Source organism: Ilumatobacter sp. (assembly GCF_041688325.1).
GTDB lineage: Bacteria > Actinomycetota > Acidimicrobiia > Acidimicrobiales > Ilumatobacteraceae > Ilumatobacter_A.
Genome location: NZ_JBDNIJ010000134.1, coordinates 19,873 through 32,908, shown reverse-complemented (window position 1 = coordinate 32,908; position 13,036 = coordinate 19,873). Strand labels below are relative to the sequence as shown.

Sequence of the window (13,036 nt, the reverse complement as noted above, 5' to 3'; positions counted from 1 at the left end):
GTTTAGGACGTGGTAACTTCGCGGTCGACATGATGAGCTGGGTCTGGCAGTCGGTAACGAAGTCGTTTGCCTCCCACTGCAGTGATGTCACGCGTAGTCCCGCATGGGTGGATTGCGTTGAACGCAAAAAATCGTCTTTGGGAGGTTGTCAGTGCCAAGCTATTTGACTCCAGGAGTCTACGTTGAGGAAGTTCCTTCCTCCAGCGCGTCCTTGTCTGCCGGGGCCACAGCAGTTGCTGCGTTCGTCGGTTTTACTGCAAAGGCTCCGACCGACGACGCCTCTGATCCGGACGGTTTGATGCCGCGGCTTGTGACCAACTGGTCGCAGTACGAAGAGGCGTACGGCGGGTTCGTGGCGGGTGCGATGTTGCCAAACTCGGTCTACGGTTTCTTTAACAACGGCGGCAGCATGGCCTACATCGTGCGTATCCCGCACACGACTCCATCGGAAGAGTCTGGCCAACTGGCACTGACCTCCGGTGATCGCGCACTCGGTGCGGCTGTCGAGTTCACCACGGTCAAGCCGAATGCCAGCGTTACCGTAACGATCACTCCCGCTGAAGAAGCCGACGGCGCCGACGATGACGCGCCTCCAGCGTTCGAAATCCTCATCACCGAAAAGGGCGGCGAACCCGAGAGCTACTCCGGTGTCACGCTCGGCGCCATTGCTGACACGATCAACGGAACCTCGTCGCGTGTGAAGGTCGAGACGAAGATCGATGTCGATCAACTCGCCGCCGCTCTTCAGACATTGCCTGCCGGAGTTTTCAACATCGAACCGGCACCGGCCATTCCCAAGGCAGTGCCGGGCAAGGCGTTCAACGGGTCCGAGTCGGCCCGCACCGGAATCAGCGGGCTCACGATCGCTGACGATGTCACGATGGTGATCGTGCCTGACCTGATCACGGCTGCCACCAAAGAAGACGGTTCGATCGACATGGGCATGTGGAAGTCGGTGCAACTGTCGCTGATCAACCACTGCGAGGGTCAGGCAAACCGGATGGCGCTCCTTGATGCCCCTCCCGGAATGTCGCCGATGCAGGTCAAAAAATGGCGCAGCGACGATGCGATGTACGACTCAGCGTTCGCAGCGCTGTACTACCCGTGGATCGAGGTCGACAATCCCGCTGGCACCAACGGCAACACCACAATCATGGCCCCGCCGTCGGGCCACATGGCTGGCGTCTGGAGCCGCAACGATGAGACTCGTGGCGTCTGGAAGGCCCCGGCCAACGAAGTCGTGCGCGGCGCGCTCAGCGTCGAAACCAATATGACCAAGGCCGAGCAGGGCATCCTTAACCCAATTGGAGTCAACTGCATTCGGCCGTTCGGCACCCAAGGTATCCGTATCTGGGGCGCTCGGACGCTCAGCTCGAACACCGACTGGCAGTACATCAACGTGCGCCGCCTGTTCAACATGATCGAGACCACGATCATGAATGGCACCAACTACGCAGTGTTCGAACCGAACGATCAGAAGCTGTGGGAAGGTCTGAAGCGCACCGTCGGGTCGTTCCTTCGAGGCCTGTGGCGAGATGGTGCCTTATTCGGCGCAACCGCCGAGCAGGCGTTCTTCGTCAAGTGCGACGCAGAGAACAACCCACCGGACTCGATCGACCAGGGCAAGGTCATTGTTGAGGTCGGGATCGCGCCGGTGAAGCCGGCCGAGTTCGTGATCTTCCGCGTGAGTCAACTCAAGGACGAGTCGGCCTGAGCCGGCTGAGAAACGAGGAGAAATGATATGCCAGTAACAACAGCAGGCCCAACGACCGACGAGCAATTGATTGGTTCGTGGTTTTCCGTCGAACTCGACAACGGCATCAAGGGAAAATTCACTGATGTCGGCGGCCTCGGCGTTGACGTTGAGGTAGTGGAACACACGAGTTCAGATACCGATACCTCGACCATCAAGCGGCCGGGCAGCACCAAGTATTCAGAGATCACGCTCAAACGTGCATTGTCGCCTGACAAGATGTTTTGGGACTGGGTGAAAAAGATCCGCGACGGTGGCACCGATTTCCGCACCAATGGTGCTGTGGTCGTGTTCGACATGACGAGTGGGACCGAGACGGGGCGATGGACATTCACTAATGCGTGGCCCTCGAAGTGGTCGGCAAGCGATCTTGATGTCGGCAGCGACGACGTGATGTCCGAAGAGGTCACGCTTCAAATCGAACACATCCAGCGAGATAAGTGAGGGCACCATGACTGACGCAAAGGTTCATGACGCAGCATTCCTCGGATCTGTTTTCAGCTTCGAGATCGACGGTTTGACGGGCGTGAATATGTTCACCGCCTGCAGCGGATTGTCGCTTGAGTTCGATGTCATCACACATGACACGATAGCCGAAGGCTCAAAGAAAATTCAGAAGAAGATTCCTGGCCGCCCGAAGTACTCCGAAGTGGTGTTGAAACGTGGTCTCACATCAAGCAAGGATCTCCACGATTGGTTCAAAGAGGTCATCGATGCGACGGCAGCAACGCCATACAAAACGGCAGCAATTGTCGTGATCGATCGCACCGGTGAGCGCGTTGCTGAGTTCAACCTGGAAGGGTGCTGGCCGTCGAAACTGTCGGTTTCGGACCTCGCTGCAGGTTCCGACGCCGTGATGATCGAGGAACTCACCATCCAACACGAGTACCTCAGCTGGGATTAATTCTTCGATGACACTCCGTACCGAATTCTCGTTCATCTTGCCGAAGGGTTTTGTCGATGACGACGGCATGCTTCACCGCGATGGTGAGATGAGGTTGGCGACAGCGCGCGACGAAATAGAACCGTTGCGTGACCGCTCGATTCAGGGGCCTGACGATCCATACCTCACGATCCTCGTGCTCGCACGTGTGATCACGAGAATCGGTTCACTCGAATCCGTCAGCGAACGTGAGGTCGAGCGGCTGTTCGCCGCCGACCTTGCGTTTCTGCAGGATCTCTACGGCATCATCAACTTTGGTGATCAAGCCGACGTTGAGGCGCTGCAGGCCAGCGTCCTGCCGGCCAGCGAACCTGACGACTTGGTCGACGTTGTTTCCGAGGCTGTCGAAGTTGAGGCAGTCGAAGGCGACGAAATTGGAGCTGTGCAGACGTCTTCGCGTCGCCGCGGGCGTATCGAAGAGGTCACACGCTCGGCCAGCGTTTGAACCGGAACGGGTGGCAGAGGTGCGGCTTTATCCCGAACAGGCGCTCTGGAACGAGATTGCCTACCTGGCATATCATCTACATTGGGACATGGACGGGCTGCTCGACCTTGAGCATCCCGACCGTGCGCGACTCGTGCAGTTGGTTGCCGACATGAACGATCGAGCATGGGAGTCGTTGGCCGATGTCAGATGATGCGTTTGTCAACGAACGGGTCACGTCGGCGACCTTTCTGTTTGAGGTTGATGGCGTCGAGATCGGTCGATTCATGGAGGCTGGCGGACTCGAGGTTTCCGTCGAGACCGAGAGCGTCGAAGAAGGTGGACAGAACAGCTTCGTGCACAAATTGCCGGGGCGGATGACCTGGCCGAACATCACCTTGAAGCGTGGTGTGACCAGCAACGATGCGTTGTTGAAGTGGCTCAACGAGAGCTCGGGCGAGCAGTTCTCTGCCAACGGCAACAAGGTCGTGCGCAAGACTGCGGCGATCGTCCTGGTTGGCCCCGCTGGAAAGCGTTTGCGATCGTGGAACTTTGACGGAGCCTTCCCCGTGAAGTGGACGGGACCATCGTTTGCTGCCTCTTCGACCGAGCTCGCTGGGGAACAACTGGAGATCACACACCATGGGTTCCGGGCCAGTGACCACTGATCCGCAGTCATTCGGACAACGCCTTGCGCGCCGTGTCGCGTCGCCAGTGTTGACCCATTCTCTTGGGATGCGCTACATGACGGTCGGTGCGGTTGGACGCGCCAGCCTCGGCTTCAGTCGCGCTGTTGGTCGCTCCCAAGGTATCCGTCCGGTGGTCAATGCCGAGGAGCTCAACTCTTACGCGCTGCGGCCGCCGGCTAGTTTTTGGCGCCGCGACGACGTCGAGGTCCTGCGTTCATACGACCCGGCGGGCGCAATTCCACCGGTGCAGCCTCTCGCCAGCCGTCGATCAGCGGTGAGTCCGACGACGTGGACCGATCGAATGCTGCCACAGGCGGGTACCTCTCACGCCGTGCCAGTTGCCCAGCGCGCTGCAGCGCCGGTGGGATCCGCACCGTCTGAGTTGCCGACCGACTCGAAGTTCGAGCGAATGCGCAAGATGTTCGATGCGCGCACCGGTCGGGCGCCCGCACCGGACGTGCGACCAGAACCAGATCGGGCCCGCGTGCAGCGCGATTCCCAGAGCGGATTTCGACCGATGGCGTTGGAGCCGAACGATGTCGGCGCATTCGGCGGGAGCCGAGGCGATACAGCGGCAGGCCCACGTACCGGCCCGGGTCGCTTGGCCGAATCGATGCGGCCTGAAGTACACGATGGCTCGGCCCTCATATTGCCGGGCCGTTCCGACGGAATCCGGCGTGACACAACGCAACCGCCGTCACGTCCGCCCTCACCCGGACCTCGTTTTGCCCCGACGTCGACTCAGTCTGATCGCGGAGGGTTCACTCGTGGTCGACCGGCTCCGAGTGGCGCCGGGCCGGGAGACAAGCTCGACACGATTCGCAGGTTGATGGACGAGCTCGGCACGTCGGCGCTGTCGAAAAGCCAATTGGCCGGTGACGAATTGCCTGGTGCCGATCCGCGCGCTGGCGGGAGTGCAGCACGTCCGAGCCGACAGGAGCGAGCCGCCAGGCCGGGTCGATCTCCAGAGCAGCCCCGTATCGCTCGGGTCGACCAACGGTCGGCGGGTGAAGTGAGCCGACAGGGACCCGGCAACAGAGCCAGCGCCACCATTGAGCGCCCCTCCCCGACCGACGGTCTGCAAAGCGAGTCTCCGAGAGCTGCGGTCGATGCACTGTCGAAATCGCTTGCCGTCGCGACGCCGCTGTCCGCGAGTCGCCCGCCAGCCACGGGGTGGCCATCGCCGACGGCTGCTGATCTGATCGCCGCATCTGCTCGATTGCGGGCCGGCCGCACGATCAGTCGACGGACGAGCTTCGTTGAAGGTCAGGAGCACTTGCTCTTGAGGTCCGACAGAGCCTCAGCTTTTGAGCTGCTCGCCCAGCCACCGACGCCAACGGCCGCAGTGCTCCGTGAGCGTGCAGCCACCGTGCCCGATGTACGTCCGGTGATCGCGCTGCCATCTCTCGATCAGGTGCCTGACACCGCTGCGGGTAGCCAGCGTGACGTACCGCGAACACGACTGCCCGTCGCCCCGCCCGCCACCCGCCCGTTACCGAGGCTTGGCAAATCACTGCACCTGGGCACGGACGACCTAGTCCGCCGAGTCAGCCTGCCCCGTGTGCTGTCCGCACAGCATCGTCCCGTCAGCGTCTTGCGGAGCCGGCCGCTCGGTGTGGCACCGTCCGTTGCTCAACCCGAATCGAAGCGCCACGATGTTCGTGATGTTCGTGATGTTCGTGATGTTCGTGATGTTCGTGATGTTCGTGATGTCTCGTTCGTGGAGACACCAGGCGAGCGCCTTGGCCGTTCCAGCGATGCATCGCCCCGGCAGGTTGCGGAGTCATTGCGACCTGCCCCGCCCAGTTGGATTGCAGCCGAGCGACCTCACGCTGGCACGGTGGAACCGTCAGTCGGTCCATCGATTGTGGGGCGGAGCGGGGGGCGCAGACTCATGACTGACCGGCCCGCATCAAGGATGCAAGGCCAGGCTCAACGCGTCGTTCGGCTTCGGACCGAGCCCCGAACCGTCAACGACGGAACGACCGACCAGGCTCGCCGCACCGGTGAGACAGGCCACGTCGGTCAGGCTCGGGCCGTCCGTCTGCCCGCTGCTCGCGTGACTTCGGACCGGCACCGTGCTGGTGACGGACCAGTCGACGGCATCCCTGCGAATCCTGCCGTGATGAGCTTTGCGGATGCTCGGTTGGTTTGGCCTGTGAATCGGAGTTGCACCGTTTCCACGCCGCAGCCGGAGCTGCAACGGAAGCCGTCGCTGTCGCCTTCGTCGCTTGCTTCGGTGGTCGACCGTGACACCTTGCAGCAGGCCATTCGCGGTGAGGCCTCGACCACGATGTCACCCGATCGAGGACGTCGGTCGATCGTTGCTCCAGGTAGCGGGGCGTTGATCGCTGCGCTCCGTCATCCGGGTTCTTTGGCTGCCAAAGTACACACCGATCAGCCATTGCCTGGACCGTCTCGGCCCAACACGATCCGGCCTGTAACGGTCGCCGGCGAGCAAGCCCTGCGTCTCTCCGGACCAGACGTCGGCCCGGTCGCCAGCGCCCTGTCCACCCGGCCAGCTGTGATGAATCCGCGGTTGCAACGCTCGCTCAACGAGCCCCTTCAGCGGTCACCGACGCCTGACCTCGGTGATCGATTTCTCAGTGAACTGTCGGAAACGATCCAGCGCCGGCCTGCGCCTTTGCCGATGCAGTTCAGGCCGATGGCCGATGCGATAGCGGGGAGGCGTTCGGTCATGCTGTCGACCGACCACGCATCGCGTCGAGCATTGCGTTCGGTTGGCAAGGTCGCAGCGACCGTGTCCGATGTGATCCATTTCGATCCTGGTCATGTACCTGGGCATCGGGTGTCTGAAGTGATCGCCCACGAGCTGACACACATCGCTCATCCCTCCCCGAAACCGCGATTCTTCGACGACATCGACGACGGCCCGGAGGAGCGTCAAGCCGAGCAGATGGCCAAAACGATGTCTCGCTCGCCGCTCCGCCCGAGCGCGTCGCTGCTGACGCCACCGAAGGTGGGTACCTCGGCACCAGCGCAACGTTCGGTGATTCGTCGCAGCCCCGCAGGCAGTGCGCCGGTAGGGCCGGCGCCAGTGATCAATGCGTCTGGAATAGTCAGCGCGGCAGCCCTTGCAGCACAGATGACCGGCGCCCCCGCTGCTGTACCGCGAAGCACGGCGTCAGTTCAGGCGGCGCTATCTATGGTCGTGCCGACCCCGGCGGCAGCCCCAGCCGCAGCGCCGCCAGCACGGGCACCGTCCGCATCGCAAATGTTCGACACCCCTGCTGCAGATGAGTGGTTCAAAGAACAGCTCCGTGACAACTTCAGCCACATCATGAACATGATCGAGGATCGAATGATCGAAGAACTCGAGCGCCGCGGTGGGCGGATCTGGGGAGGACTCTGAGATGGCCACGCAGATGCAGAAGGCGTACCTCGAAACCGAAACAGGCGGTCGTATTGACTGCATGTTCAATCCGGCGACGTTTGCGTTCGCCACCCAGAATCGTTGGGAATCCGACCAAATTCCCGGCAAGGACACGCCGTCACTGCGGTACGCGGGCGGGGCGGGTGGCACCTTCAATCTCAGCCTGATCTTTGACACCACTGACACTGGCAAGGCCGTCACCTCCTACACCAACAAGCTCCTCAAGCTGATGGACGTTGACACCGCGCTGCCTGGATATGACGCAGCGAAAAACAACGGGCGGCCGCCGTGGGCGAAATTTCACTGGGGTACTCACGTTCACTCGTTCAAGGCGGTAATCACGTCGACGAATGTCACGTTCACCTACTTCTCGAACGAGGGTCTGCCACTGCGCGCGAACGTCGAACTTTCCTTGCAGCAGTACGAAGCGGACGCGAACTGGGGACCCCAAAATCCGACGTCTGGAACCCCGAACCCGAATCGCACGCATCAAGTGCAGGTCGGCGAGACGCTCGATCGGATTGCGGCTCGATATCACGGTGATGCGACGAAGTGGCGCGAGATCGCGATCATGAACGGCATCGCTGATCCGCTCGACCTCAATCCTGGCCAACTTCTGTCAATTCCTGAGCGAGGCGCGTGACGTGACCGAGACGATTTTCGTCCCGGAGATCAAGGTTGGCGGCGTGAAGCTGGAGACCCTGGATCCTGATGCGGCCCTTGCAGAACTACGCGTGTCGCGCTCGTCAGGATCAGCGGCCAGTGCGCAACTGTGGATTGACATGACCGACAGCGATGTCGACTCGATTCAGGTTGGGTCAACTCTCGAGATCAACGTCATGTCCCTGGACGGTCCGCAAGCTGGGGGGCCGATTTTCGAGGGCTCGGTGACGAGCATCGGCATCGAGGTCGAGGCCCGGCGGACTCAACTGATTGTCGGGGCGCATGACGCGTCGTCTGCGCTTGGTCGGGCGACTGTGTCGACTTCTCGCTTGAATATGAGTGCCAGGGACATCATCAGCTCGATCGCGTCCGACTTCGGGCTGACAGCCGATATCGAGGGTGATCTTGGCATGGAGCCATTCCCCCATTTTCAAGAGACCGGTACGGCCTTCCAAGCCGTCACCGATATCGCCCGGACGTACGGCTGCGAGTGGTTCGTGAAGGGCACGAAACTGGTGGTGAAACGCCGCGCCAAGTCTCCGCCGATCAAGCTGAGCGGAGACACGGATCTCCGACGGTTCTCGGCGCGGTTCAGCGCCATCGATCAGATGAAGTCGGTGACGGTTCGCCAGTGGGACTCGGTGCAACAGAAAGTCGCAGAGTCGACTCTTGTCCAATCGGGACCGTCTGACGTTCCGATCACTGGTCGCGGTCGAGACAAGAGCAAGGCGGCCCAGAAGCCCGGCGTCGGTGTCGCAATGCCAGGCCTGGGTACGGCCACGCTGCAGCCAAAAACGTTGGCGGCCGGGATCGACGAACGCAGCCAGGCTGCGATGCTGACCGGTCGCGGTGAAGTTGATGTGTGCTCTGAGCTCGTGCCTGGGGCTCGAATCGAGCTGAAGGAGGTCAAGACGGAATGGAATGGCACCTACTACGTCACTGCGGCCGAGCACGTGTTCGGAGTGAACAAGCCATTTGTTACCCGCTTCACGTTGGGTGGGCTGGAACCAGCGACGCTCGTCGACCTGCTCGGGCAGCCACAGGCCGGAACCCGAGACCGCCTGGCGGGCGGGCTGGCGATCGGTGTCGTCACCGACAACAAGGATCCCGATGGGCTCAACCGGGTCAAGGTTCGTCTCCCGATTCTGTCGGATGACAATGAGAGTTGGTGGACCCGCCTCGTGTCTGCTGGTGCCGGCGGCGGTCGCGGGTGGGCAATTGTGCCCGAGGTCAATGATGAGGTCGTCGTTGCCTTTGCCCATGGTGATATCAATCAGCCGTACGTCATTGGTGGGCTATGGAGCGAGAAGAACAAGGTGCCTGACGTGTCCGGCATGATCGGCGACTCTGTGGTGCATTCGAGAGCGTTTGTGTCCCGAAAGGGCCATCGTCTCGAATTTCATGATGGAAAGGGCGACGGTAAAGACTTCATCGAACTGCAGTTAAAAAACGCGACGACGAAGCTCTATCTCGGCGAGGACGGAATCGAGTTGCATTCCGCCGACCAAGATATTCAGGTGAAGACGGGTGACGCCACGATCGATCTCACCAAAGCGGGCGACATCAAGATGAAGGCGAAGAACATTGAGATCCACGCGACGACAAAGTTGCAGCTGAAGACCGATAGTGGCGACATCATGCTGACGGCGGGAGCGAATGCGAAAATGAAGGCGAAAATGAAGGCCGAGGTCGACGGCACTGCAGGCGTCTCCCTGAAGTCAGCAGCGATTGCTGAGATCAAGGGAGCGATGGTGCAGCTCAACTGATGTCTGATCCAACTGACTTCATTGGTCGGGGCTTCTCGTTCCCGATGCGCATCGACCAATCCGGGTCGATCTCCATGAGCGTGGGCAGCGACGACATCAACAGCTCGATCCGAATGGTGCTGACAACGGCCCCCGGTGAACGATTGATGCGCCCGGAGTTCGGCTGCCGCATCTGGGAGCTCCTCTTCGAACCGATCAACGCCAACACGCTCGGGCTGATGAGTGAGGCCGTTCGGGAGGCAGTCGCTCGCTGGGAACCGCGAGTCACGCTTGAAGACGTGCGTTTGGAACCTGCAATTGGTTCGAACGGAGAGGTGAGGATTCACCTCGACTACCGGATCCGCGCCACGAATGACCAGCGAAACCTGGTCTACCCCTTCTACGTCATTCCACGAGAGGACGAGTCATGAGTCTGCCGTTGACCAATCTTGATGATCGGTCCTTCCAGGACATTGTCGACGAAGCAAAGCGGATGATCCCGCAGCTCTGCCCTGAATGGACGAATCACAACCTGTCCGACCCCGGCGTTGCGCTCATCGAATTGTTTGCGTGGATGACCGAGATGACCCTGTTTCGTCTGAACCAGGTTCCGGATGTGTTCTACACCCGGATGCTGAACCTGTTGGGATTCGAGCAGTTTCCCGCCTCAGCAGCGCAAGCTGAGTTGACCTTCTGGGTGGGTGGTGGAGACCTGGACGGGGTCACTATCCCGGCCGGTACACAGGTGACAACGGTCGGGGGGGTCGGCGAACAACGAGTGTTCACCACATTGGCGGATCGGCCGATTTCAGAATCGCCACTGATCGCTGCGTTGACGGCAGAGGGCGAGGCAAACTTCGTCAACGTCTGGGACGAGTTGTCCCTCGGGCTGTCCGACGTGACGTGCTTCCCGCGTGAGCCGATCGCGCCAGGGGACTGCTTCTATTTGGGCTTCGGCAGTTCGTTGGCAGGCAACGCGGTCCGGTTGAACGTGCAGGGCAGCGCCCAGGGAATCGGCGTCATCCCCGATCGGCCTCCACTGATTTGGGAGGTCTGGCAGGGCGAGGGGTGGATCAAAGCCGAGATTCCTCAGCTTCCCGGAGACCGCCATCTCGCCGACACGACGGGTGGGTTGAATCGTGACGGCACCATCCTGCTCCTGGTGCCGAACGCTCACGAACGGCTGACGCTCGGCGGTACCAGTGCGTACTGGCTCCGTGCTCGCCTCTTGCCTCCCGCAGCTGACCAGCCCGCGTATCGGGCATCGCCGCGGTTGCGTCGCGTATCGGCGGCGACGGTCGGGGGGACTGTCCTTGCTGAGCACAGCGACGTCATCCACGGGGAGATGTTGGGAATGAGCACTGGGAAGCCAGACCAGGCGTTCAATCTCGCCCGACGGCCGGTGCTCCCACGAGACTCGCACGAGACGCTCGAAGTGACCACGTCGACCGAGACGCAGGTGTGGCACGAAGTGACCGACTTTGTCGACTCTGCACTCAACGATCGACACTTTGCGCTCGATTCATCGACGGGTGGCATTCGTTTCGGGCCACTGATTCGCTACCCGTCCGGGTCGATGTGCCAGCATGGCGCCGTACCCGCCGAGGGTGCTGAACTGCGCTTCACGACATATCGCAGTGGCGGAGGCCTGGTGGGCAACGTGGGTGCTGGCACTCTGAGTGGGTTGCGTACCGCGATCCCGTACGTCTCGGGTGTCGTCAACTTGCAGTCGGCAGACGGAGGTGTCGACGCCGAAACAGTCGAGAACGCCAAGCTTCGTGGACCTCAGTCGGTGCGCGCCGGGGGCCGGGCCGTGACCGTGTCGGACTTCGAACGTTTGGCGAGCGAGTCTCATAGCCGGATCGGGCGGGTGCGTTGCCTGGCTCCTGTAACGCCTGGCGATCCGGTTCGGCTTCTTGTCGTCCCGAAGATTGAAAACCGGCCCGAGACCCTCACGCTCGACGACTTTGCCCTCCCCGATGACATGATTTCCAGGATTTCGTCGTACCTCGATGATCGACGTGTGCTCGGCAGCATGATCGAGGTCGGAACGCCGTACTACCAGGGTGTCACCGTGGCAGCTTTGCTGACCGGCCGCCCCGGCCGGCCCCTGGCGCTCGTGCGTGAGCGAGCGATGCGCGCGCTGTATGACCACATCAATCCCCTGACCGGCGGCCCTGACCGAACCGGGTGGTCTTTTGACGACGATCTCAACGCCGCAATGATCTTCCAACTCCTCGACAGTGTCGAGGGTGTCGAACGAGTTGAGGAAGTGTTGTTCTTCGAGTATGACCTCCGCAATCAGCAACGCATCGGATTTGGCAAAGAGATGATCAAGCTCGCCCCGGATTCCCTGTTCCTGTCCTCGAACCACCAGGTGGTTGTGCAATGAGACGCGACGACTGGCTGCTTCACCAACTCCCGGTTGGGATGACCGACGACGACTTCTTCGTCCGGTTTGTCACTATCTTCCAGCGTGTTGCCGACACGGTCGTGCAGCAGGTCGATGGTGTCGCGCACGCATTTGACCCAACGGTTGCTCCAGACAACATGGTCCGGCTGATGGCGGAATGGTTTGGTGTCGACTGGGTCGACTCATCGCTCGATGTTCGGCTGCAGCGCGAGATCGTGATGCGCTACGCCGAGCTGATCCCTTGGCGCGGAACCCGCCGGGGCATGGTGGAGTTGCTCGAACTGTTGACTGGCGCAGATGTCGAGGTCCGCGATACCGGTGGCGTGTTTGCTGAAGGCGAGGCACCCGAAGATCCGCCGCATGTGCGGATCGACGTGCAGTCGCTGGGCTGGAACAACCGGAAGGACTTCGCTCAGATCGTGCGTGACGAACTGCCCGCCACGGTGACCTTCACCGTGTGGATGGCCGGCTCGCAGATCTGGCCGGCAGCAGACGACGGTGCAGCAGCGGCCACTGGGCAGCGCCCGAATGAGGCAATTGCTGAACGCAGCACGACAGGAGAGTCCAACGATGCCTGAGATCACGTGCCCGGAATGTGGCAACCAAGCAAGTCTCGTGGCAATCCGTCGCGGTGCCGAGGAGTTCTGCCCGCAGTGCGACTTTCCGCTGTTCTGGGCATCCACGGCGATCCCAGCCATGAGCCGGGGGAGCAACATTGATAACACGCTTCGCCGCCTCCCAGGTGCCGGCGGCCGCCGCCCTATCGGGAGCAAGATTTGCCCGGGGTGTGGCGAACTGAACCCGGTTTCCAACGTTGACTGTCTGCGGTGCGGTGTCGAACTTGATCCTCGGCAGCCGGAGCCGGAGCCGGAGCCCGAGTTGATTGTCGCGGTGTTTGCCCCGCCGGCGCTGGTGTGGGTGGCCGACCCACCAGAGAAGCCGTGGCTGCTCTGGTGTATCTGGGCGGCATCGTCTATTGGGGTCTTGGTGTTCCTCGGCCGTTGATGCAGCT

At 61.4% G+C, this 13,036-nt stretch carries 13 protein-coding genes; all 13 read left to right on the top strand.

Features of this window, described 5'->3' with window-relative positions; translation table 11 throughout:
• Positions 1-298: 298 nt before the first annotated feature.
• The 13 genes from ACH2EI_RS09180 (at position 299) to ACH2EI_RS09120 (ending at position 13,029) form a co-directional block, all read left to right on the top strand.
• On the top strand, positions 299-1,714 hold the full coding sequence (locus ACH2EI_RS09180) for a phage tail sheath family protein (protein ID WP_395153787.1): 1,416 nt from the start codon (positions 299-301) through the stop codon (positions 1,712-1,714).
• Positions 1,715-1,741: 27 nt separating this feature from the next.
• On the top strand, positions 1,742-2,197 hold the full coding sequence (locus ACH2EI_RS09175; protein WP_395153786.1) for a phage tail protein: 456 nt from the start codon (positions 1,742-1,744) through the stop codon (positions 2,195-2,197).
• A gap of 7 nt (positions 2,198-2,204) precedes the next feature.
• Complete coding sequence (locus ACH2EI_RS09170) at positions 2,205-2,657, top strand: phage tail protein (protein WP_395153785.1); 453 nt, start codon at positions 2,205-2,207, stop codon at positions 2,655-2,657.
• A gap of 7 nt (positions 2,658-2,664) precedes the next feature.
• Positions 2,665-3,141, top strand: a complete 477-nt coding sequence (locus ACH2EI_RS09165; protein WP_395153784.1) for a hypothetical protein — start codon at positions 2,665-2,667, stop codon at positions 3,139-3,141.
• A 19-nt stretch (positions 3,142-3,160) separates the two neighbouring features.
• Positions 3,161-3,334 carry a DUF6760 family protein gene (locus ACH2EI_RS09160; protein ID WP_395153783.1) on the top strand — a complete coding sequence of 58 codons (174 nt, stop codon included), beginning with the start codon at positions 3,161-3,163 and terminating at the stop codon, positions 3,332-3,334.
• Entirely contained in the window at positions 3,324-3,788 is a 465-nt protein-coding gene (locus ACH2EI_RS09155; protein WP_395153782.1) for a phage tail protein, read from the top strand. The genes ACH2EI_RS09160 and ACH2EI_RS09155 overlap by 11 nt, the downstream gene beginning before the upstream one ends.
• Positions 3,789-6,048: 2,260 nt before the next feature.
• Positions 6,049-7,182, top strand: a complete 1,134-nt coding sequence (locus ACH2EI_RS09150; RefSeq protein WP_395159779.1) for a DUF4157 domain-containing protein — start codon at positions 6,049-6,051, stop codon at positions 7,180-7,182.
• A 1-nt stretch (position 7,183) separates the two neighbouring features.
• On the top strand, positions 7,184-7,846 hold the full coding sequence (locus tag ACH2EI_RS09145; RefSeq protein ID WP_395153780.1) for a LysM peptidoglycan-binding domain-containing protein: 663 nt from the start codon (positions 7,184-7,186) through the stop codon (positions 7,844-7,846).
• A 1-nt stretch (position 7,847) separates the two neighbouring features.
• Complete coding sequence (locus ACH2EI_RS09140) at positions 7,848-9,632, top strand: phage baseplate assembly protein V (protein ID WP_395153779.1); 1,785 nt, start codon at positions 7,848-7,850, stop codon at positions 9,630-9,632.
• On the top strand, positions 9,632-10,042 hold the full coding sequence (locus ACH2EI_RS09135; protein WP_395153778.1) for a GPW/gp25 family protein: 411 nt from the start codon (positions 9,632-9,634) through the stop codon (positions 10,040-10,042). Before ACH2EI_RS09140 ends, ACH2EI_RS09135 begins: the two co-directional genes overlap by 1 nt.
• A complete protein-coding gene (locus ACH2EI_RS09130) occupies positions 10,039-12,003 on the top strand; it encodes a putative baseplate assembly protein (RefSeq protein WP_395153777.1) in 1,965 nt (654 codons plus the stop codon). The genes ACH2EI_RS09135 and ACH2EI_RS09130 overlap by 4 nt, the downstream gene beginning before the upstream one ends.
• Positions 12,000-12,602 (top strand): phage tail protein, encoded by a 603-nt coding sequence (locus tag ACH2EI_RS09125; RefSeq protein ID WP_395153776.1) that lies wholly within the window; start codon positions 12,000-12,002, stop codon positions 12,600-12,602. The genes ACH2EI_RS09130 and ACH2EI_RS09125 overlap by 4 nt, the downstream gene beginning before the upstream one ends.
• On the top strand, positions 12,595-13,029 hold the full coding sequence (locus ACH2EI_RS09120) for a hypothetical protein (protein ID WP_395153775.1): 435 nt from the start codon (positions 12,595-12,597) through the stop codon (positions 13,027-13,029). The genes ACH2EI_RS09125 and ACH2EI_RS09120 overlap by 8 nt, the downstream gene beginning before the upstream one ends.
• The last annotated feature ends 7 nt before the right edge of the window (positions 13,030-13,036 follow it).

Coding starts and splice junctions, on each gene's coding strand:
- ACH2EI_RS09170 (WP_395153785.1), top strand. CDS start 2,205: ATGACTGACGCAAAGGTTCATGACGCAGCATTCCTCGGATCTGTTTTC.
- ACH2EI_RS09145 (WP_395153780.1), top strand. CDS start 7,184: ATGGCCACGCAGATGCAGAAGGCGTACCTCGAAACCGAAACAGGCGGT.
- ACH2EI_RS09165 (WP_395153784.1), top strand. CDS start 2,665: ATGACACTCCGTACCGAATTCTCGTTCATCTTGCCGAAGGGTTTTGTC.
- ACH2EI_RS09125 (WP_395153776.1), top strand. CDS start 12,000: ATGAGACGCGACGACTGGCTGCTTCACCAACTCCCGGTTGGGATGACC.
- ACH2EI_RS09120 (WP_395153775.1), top strand. CDS start 12,595: ATGCCTGAGATCACGTGCCCGGAATGTGGCAACCAAGCAAGTCTCGTG.
- ACH2EI_RS09175 (WP_395153786.1), top strand. CDS start 1,742: ATGCCAGTAACAACAGCAGGCCCAACGACCGACGAGCAATTGATTGGT.
- ACH2EI_RS09180 (WP_395153787.1), top strand. CDS start 299: ATGCCGCGGCTTGTGACCAACTGGTCGCAGTACGAAGAGGCGTACGGC.
- ACH2EI_RS09135 (WP_395153778.1), top strand. CDS start 9,632: ATGTCTGATCCAACTGACTTCATTGGTCGGGGCTTCTCGTTCCCGATG.
- ACH2EI_RS09130 (WP_395153777.1), top strand. CDS start 10,039: ATGAGTCTGCCGTTGACCAATCTTGATGATCGGTCCTTCCAGGACATT.
- ACH2EI_RS09155 (WP_395153782.1), top strand. CDS start 3,324: ATGTCAGATGATGCGTTTGTCAACGAACGGGTCACGTCGGCGACCTTT.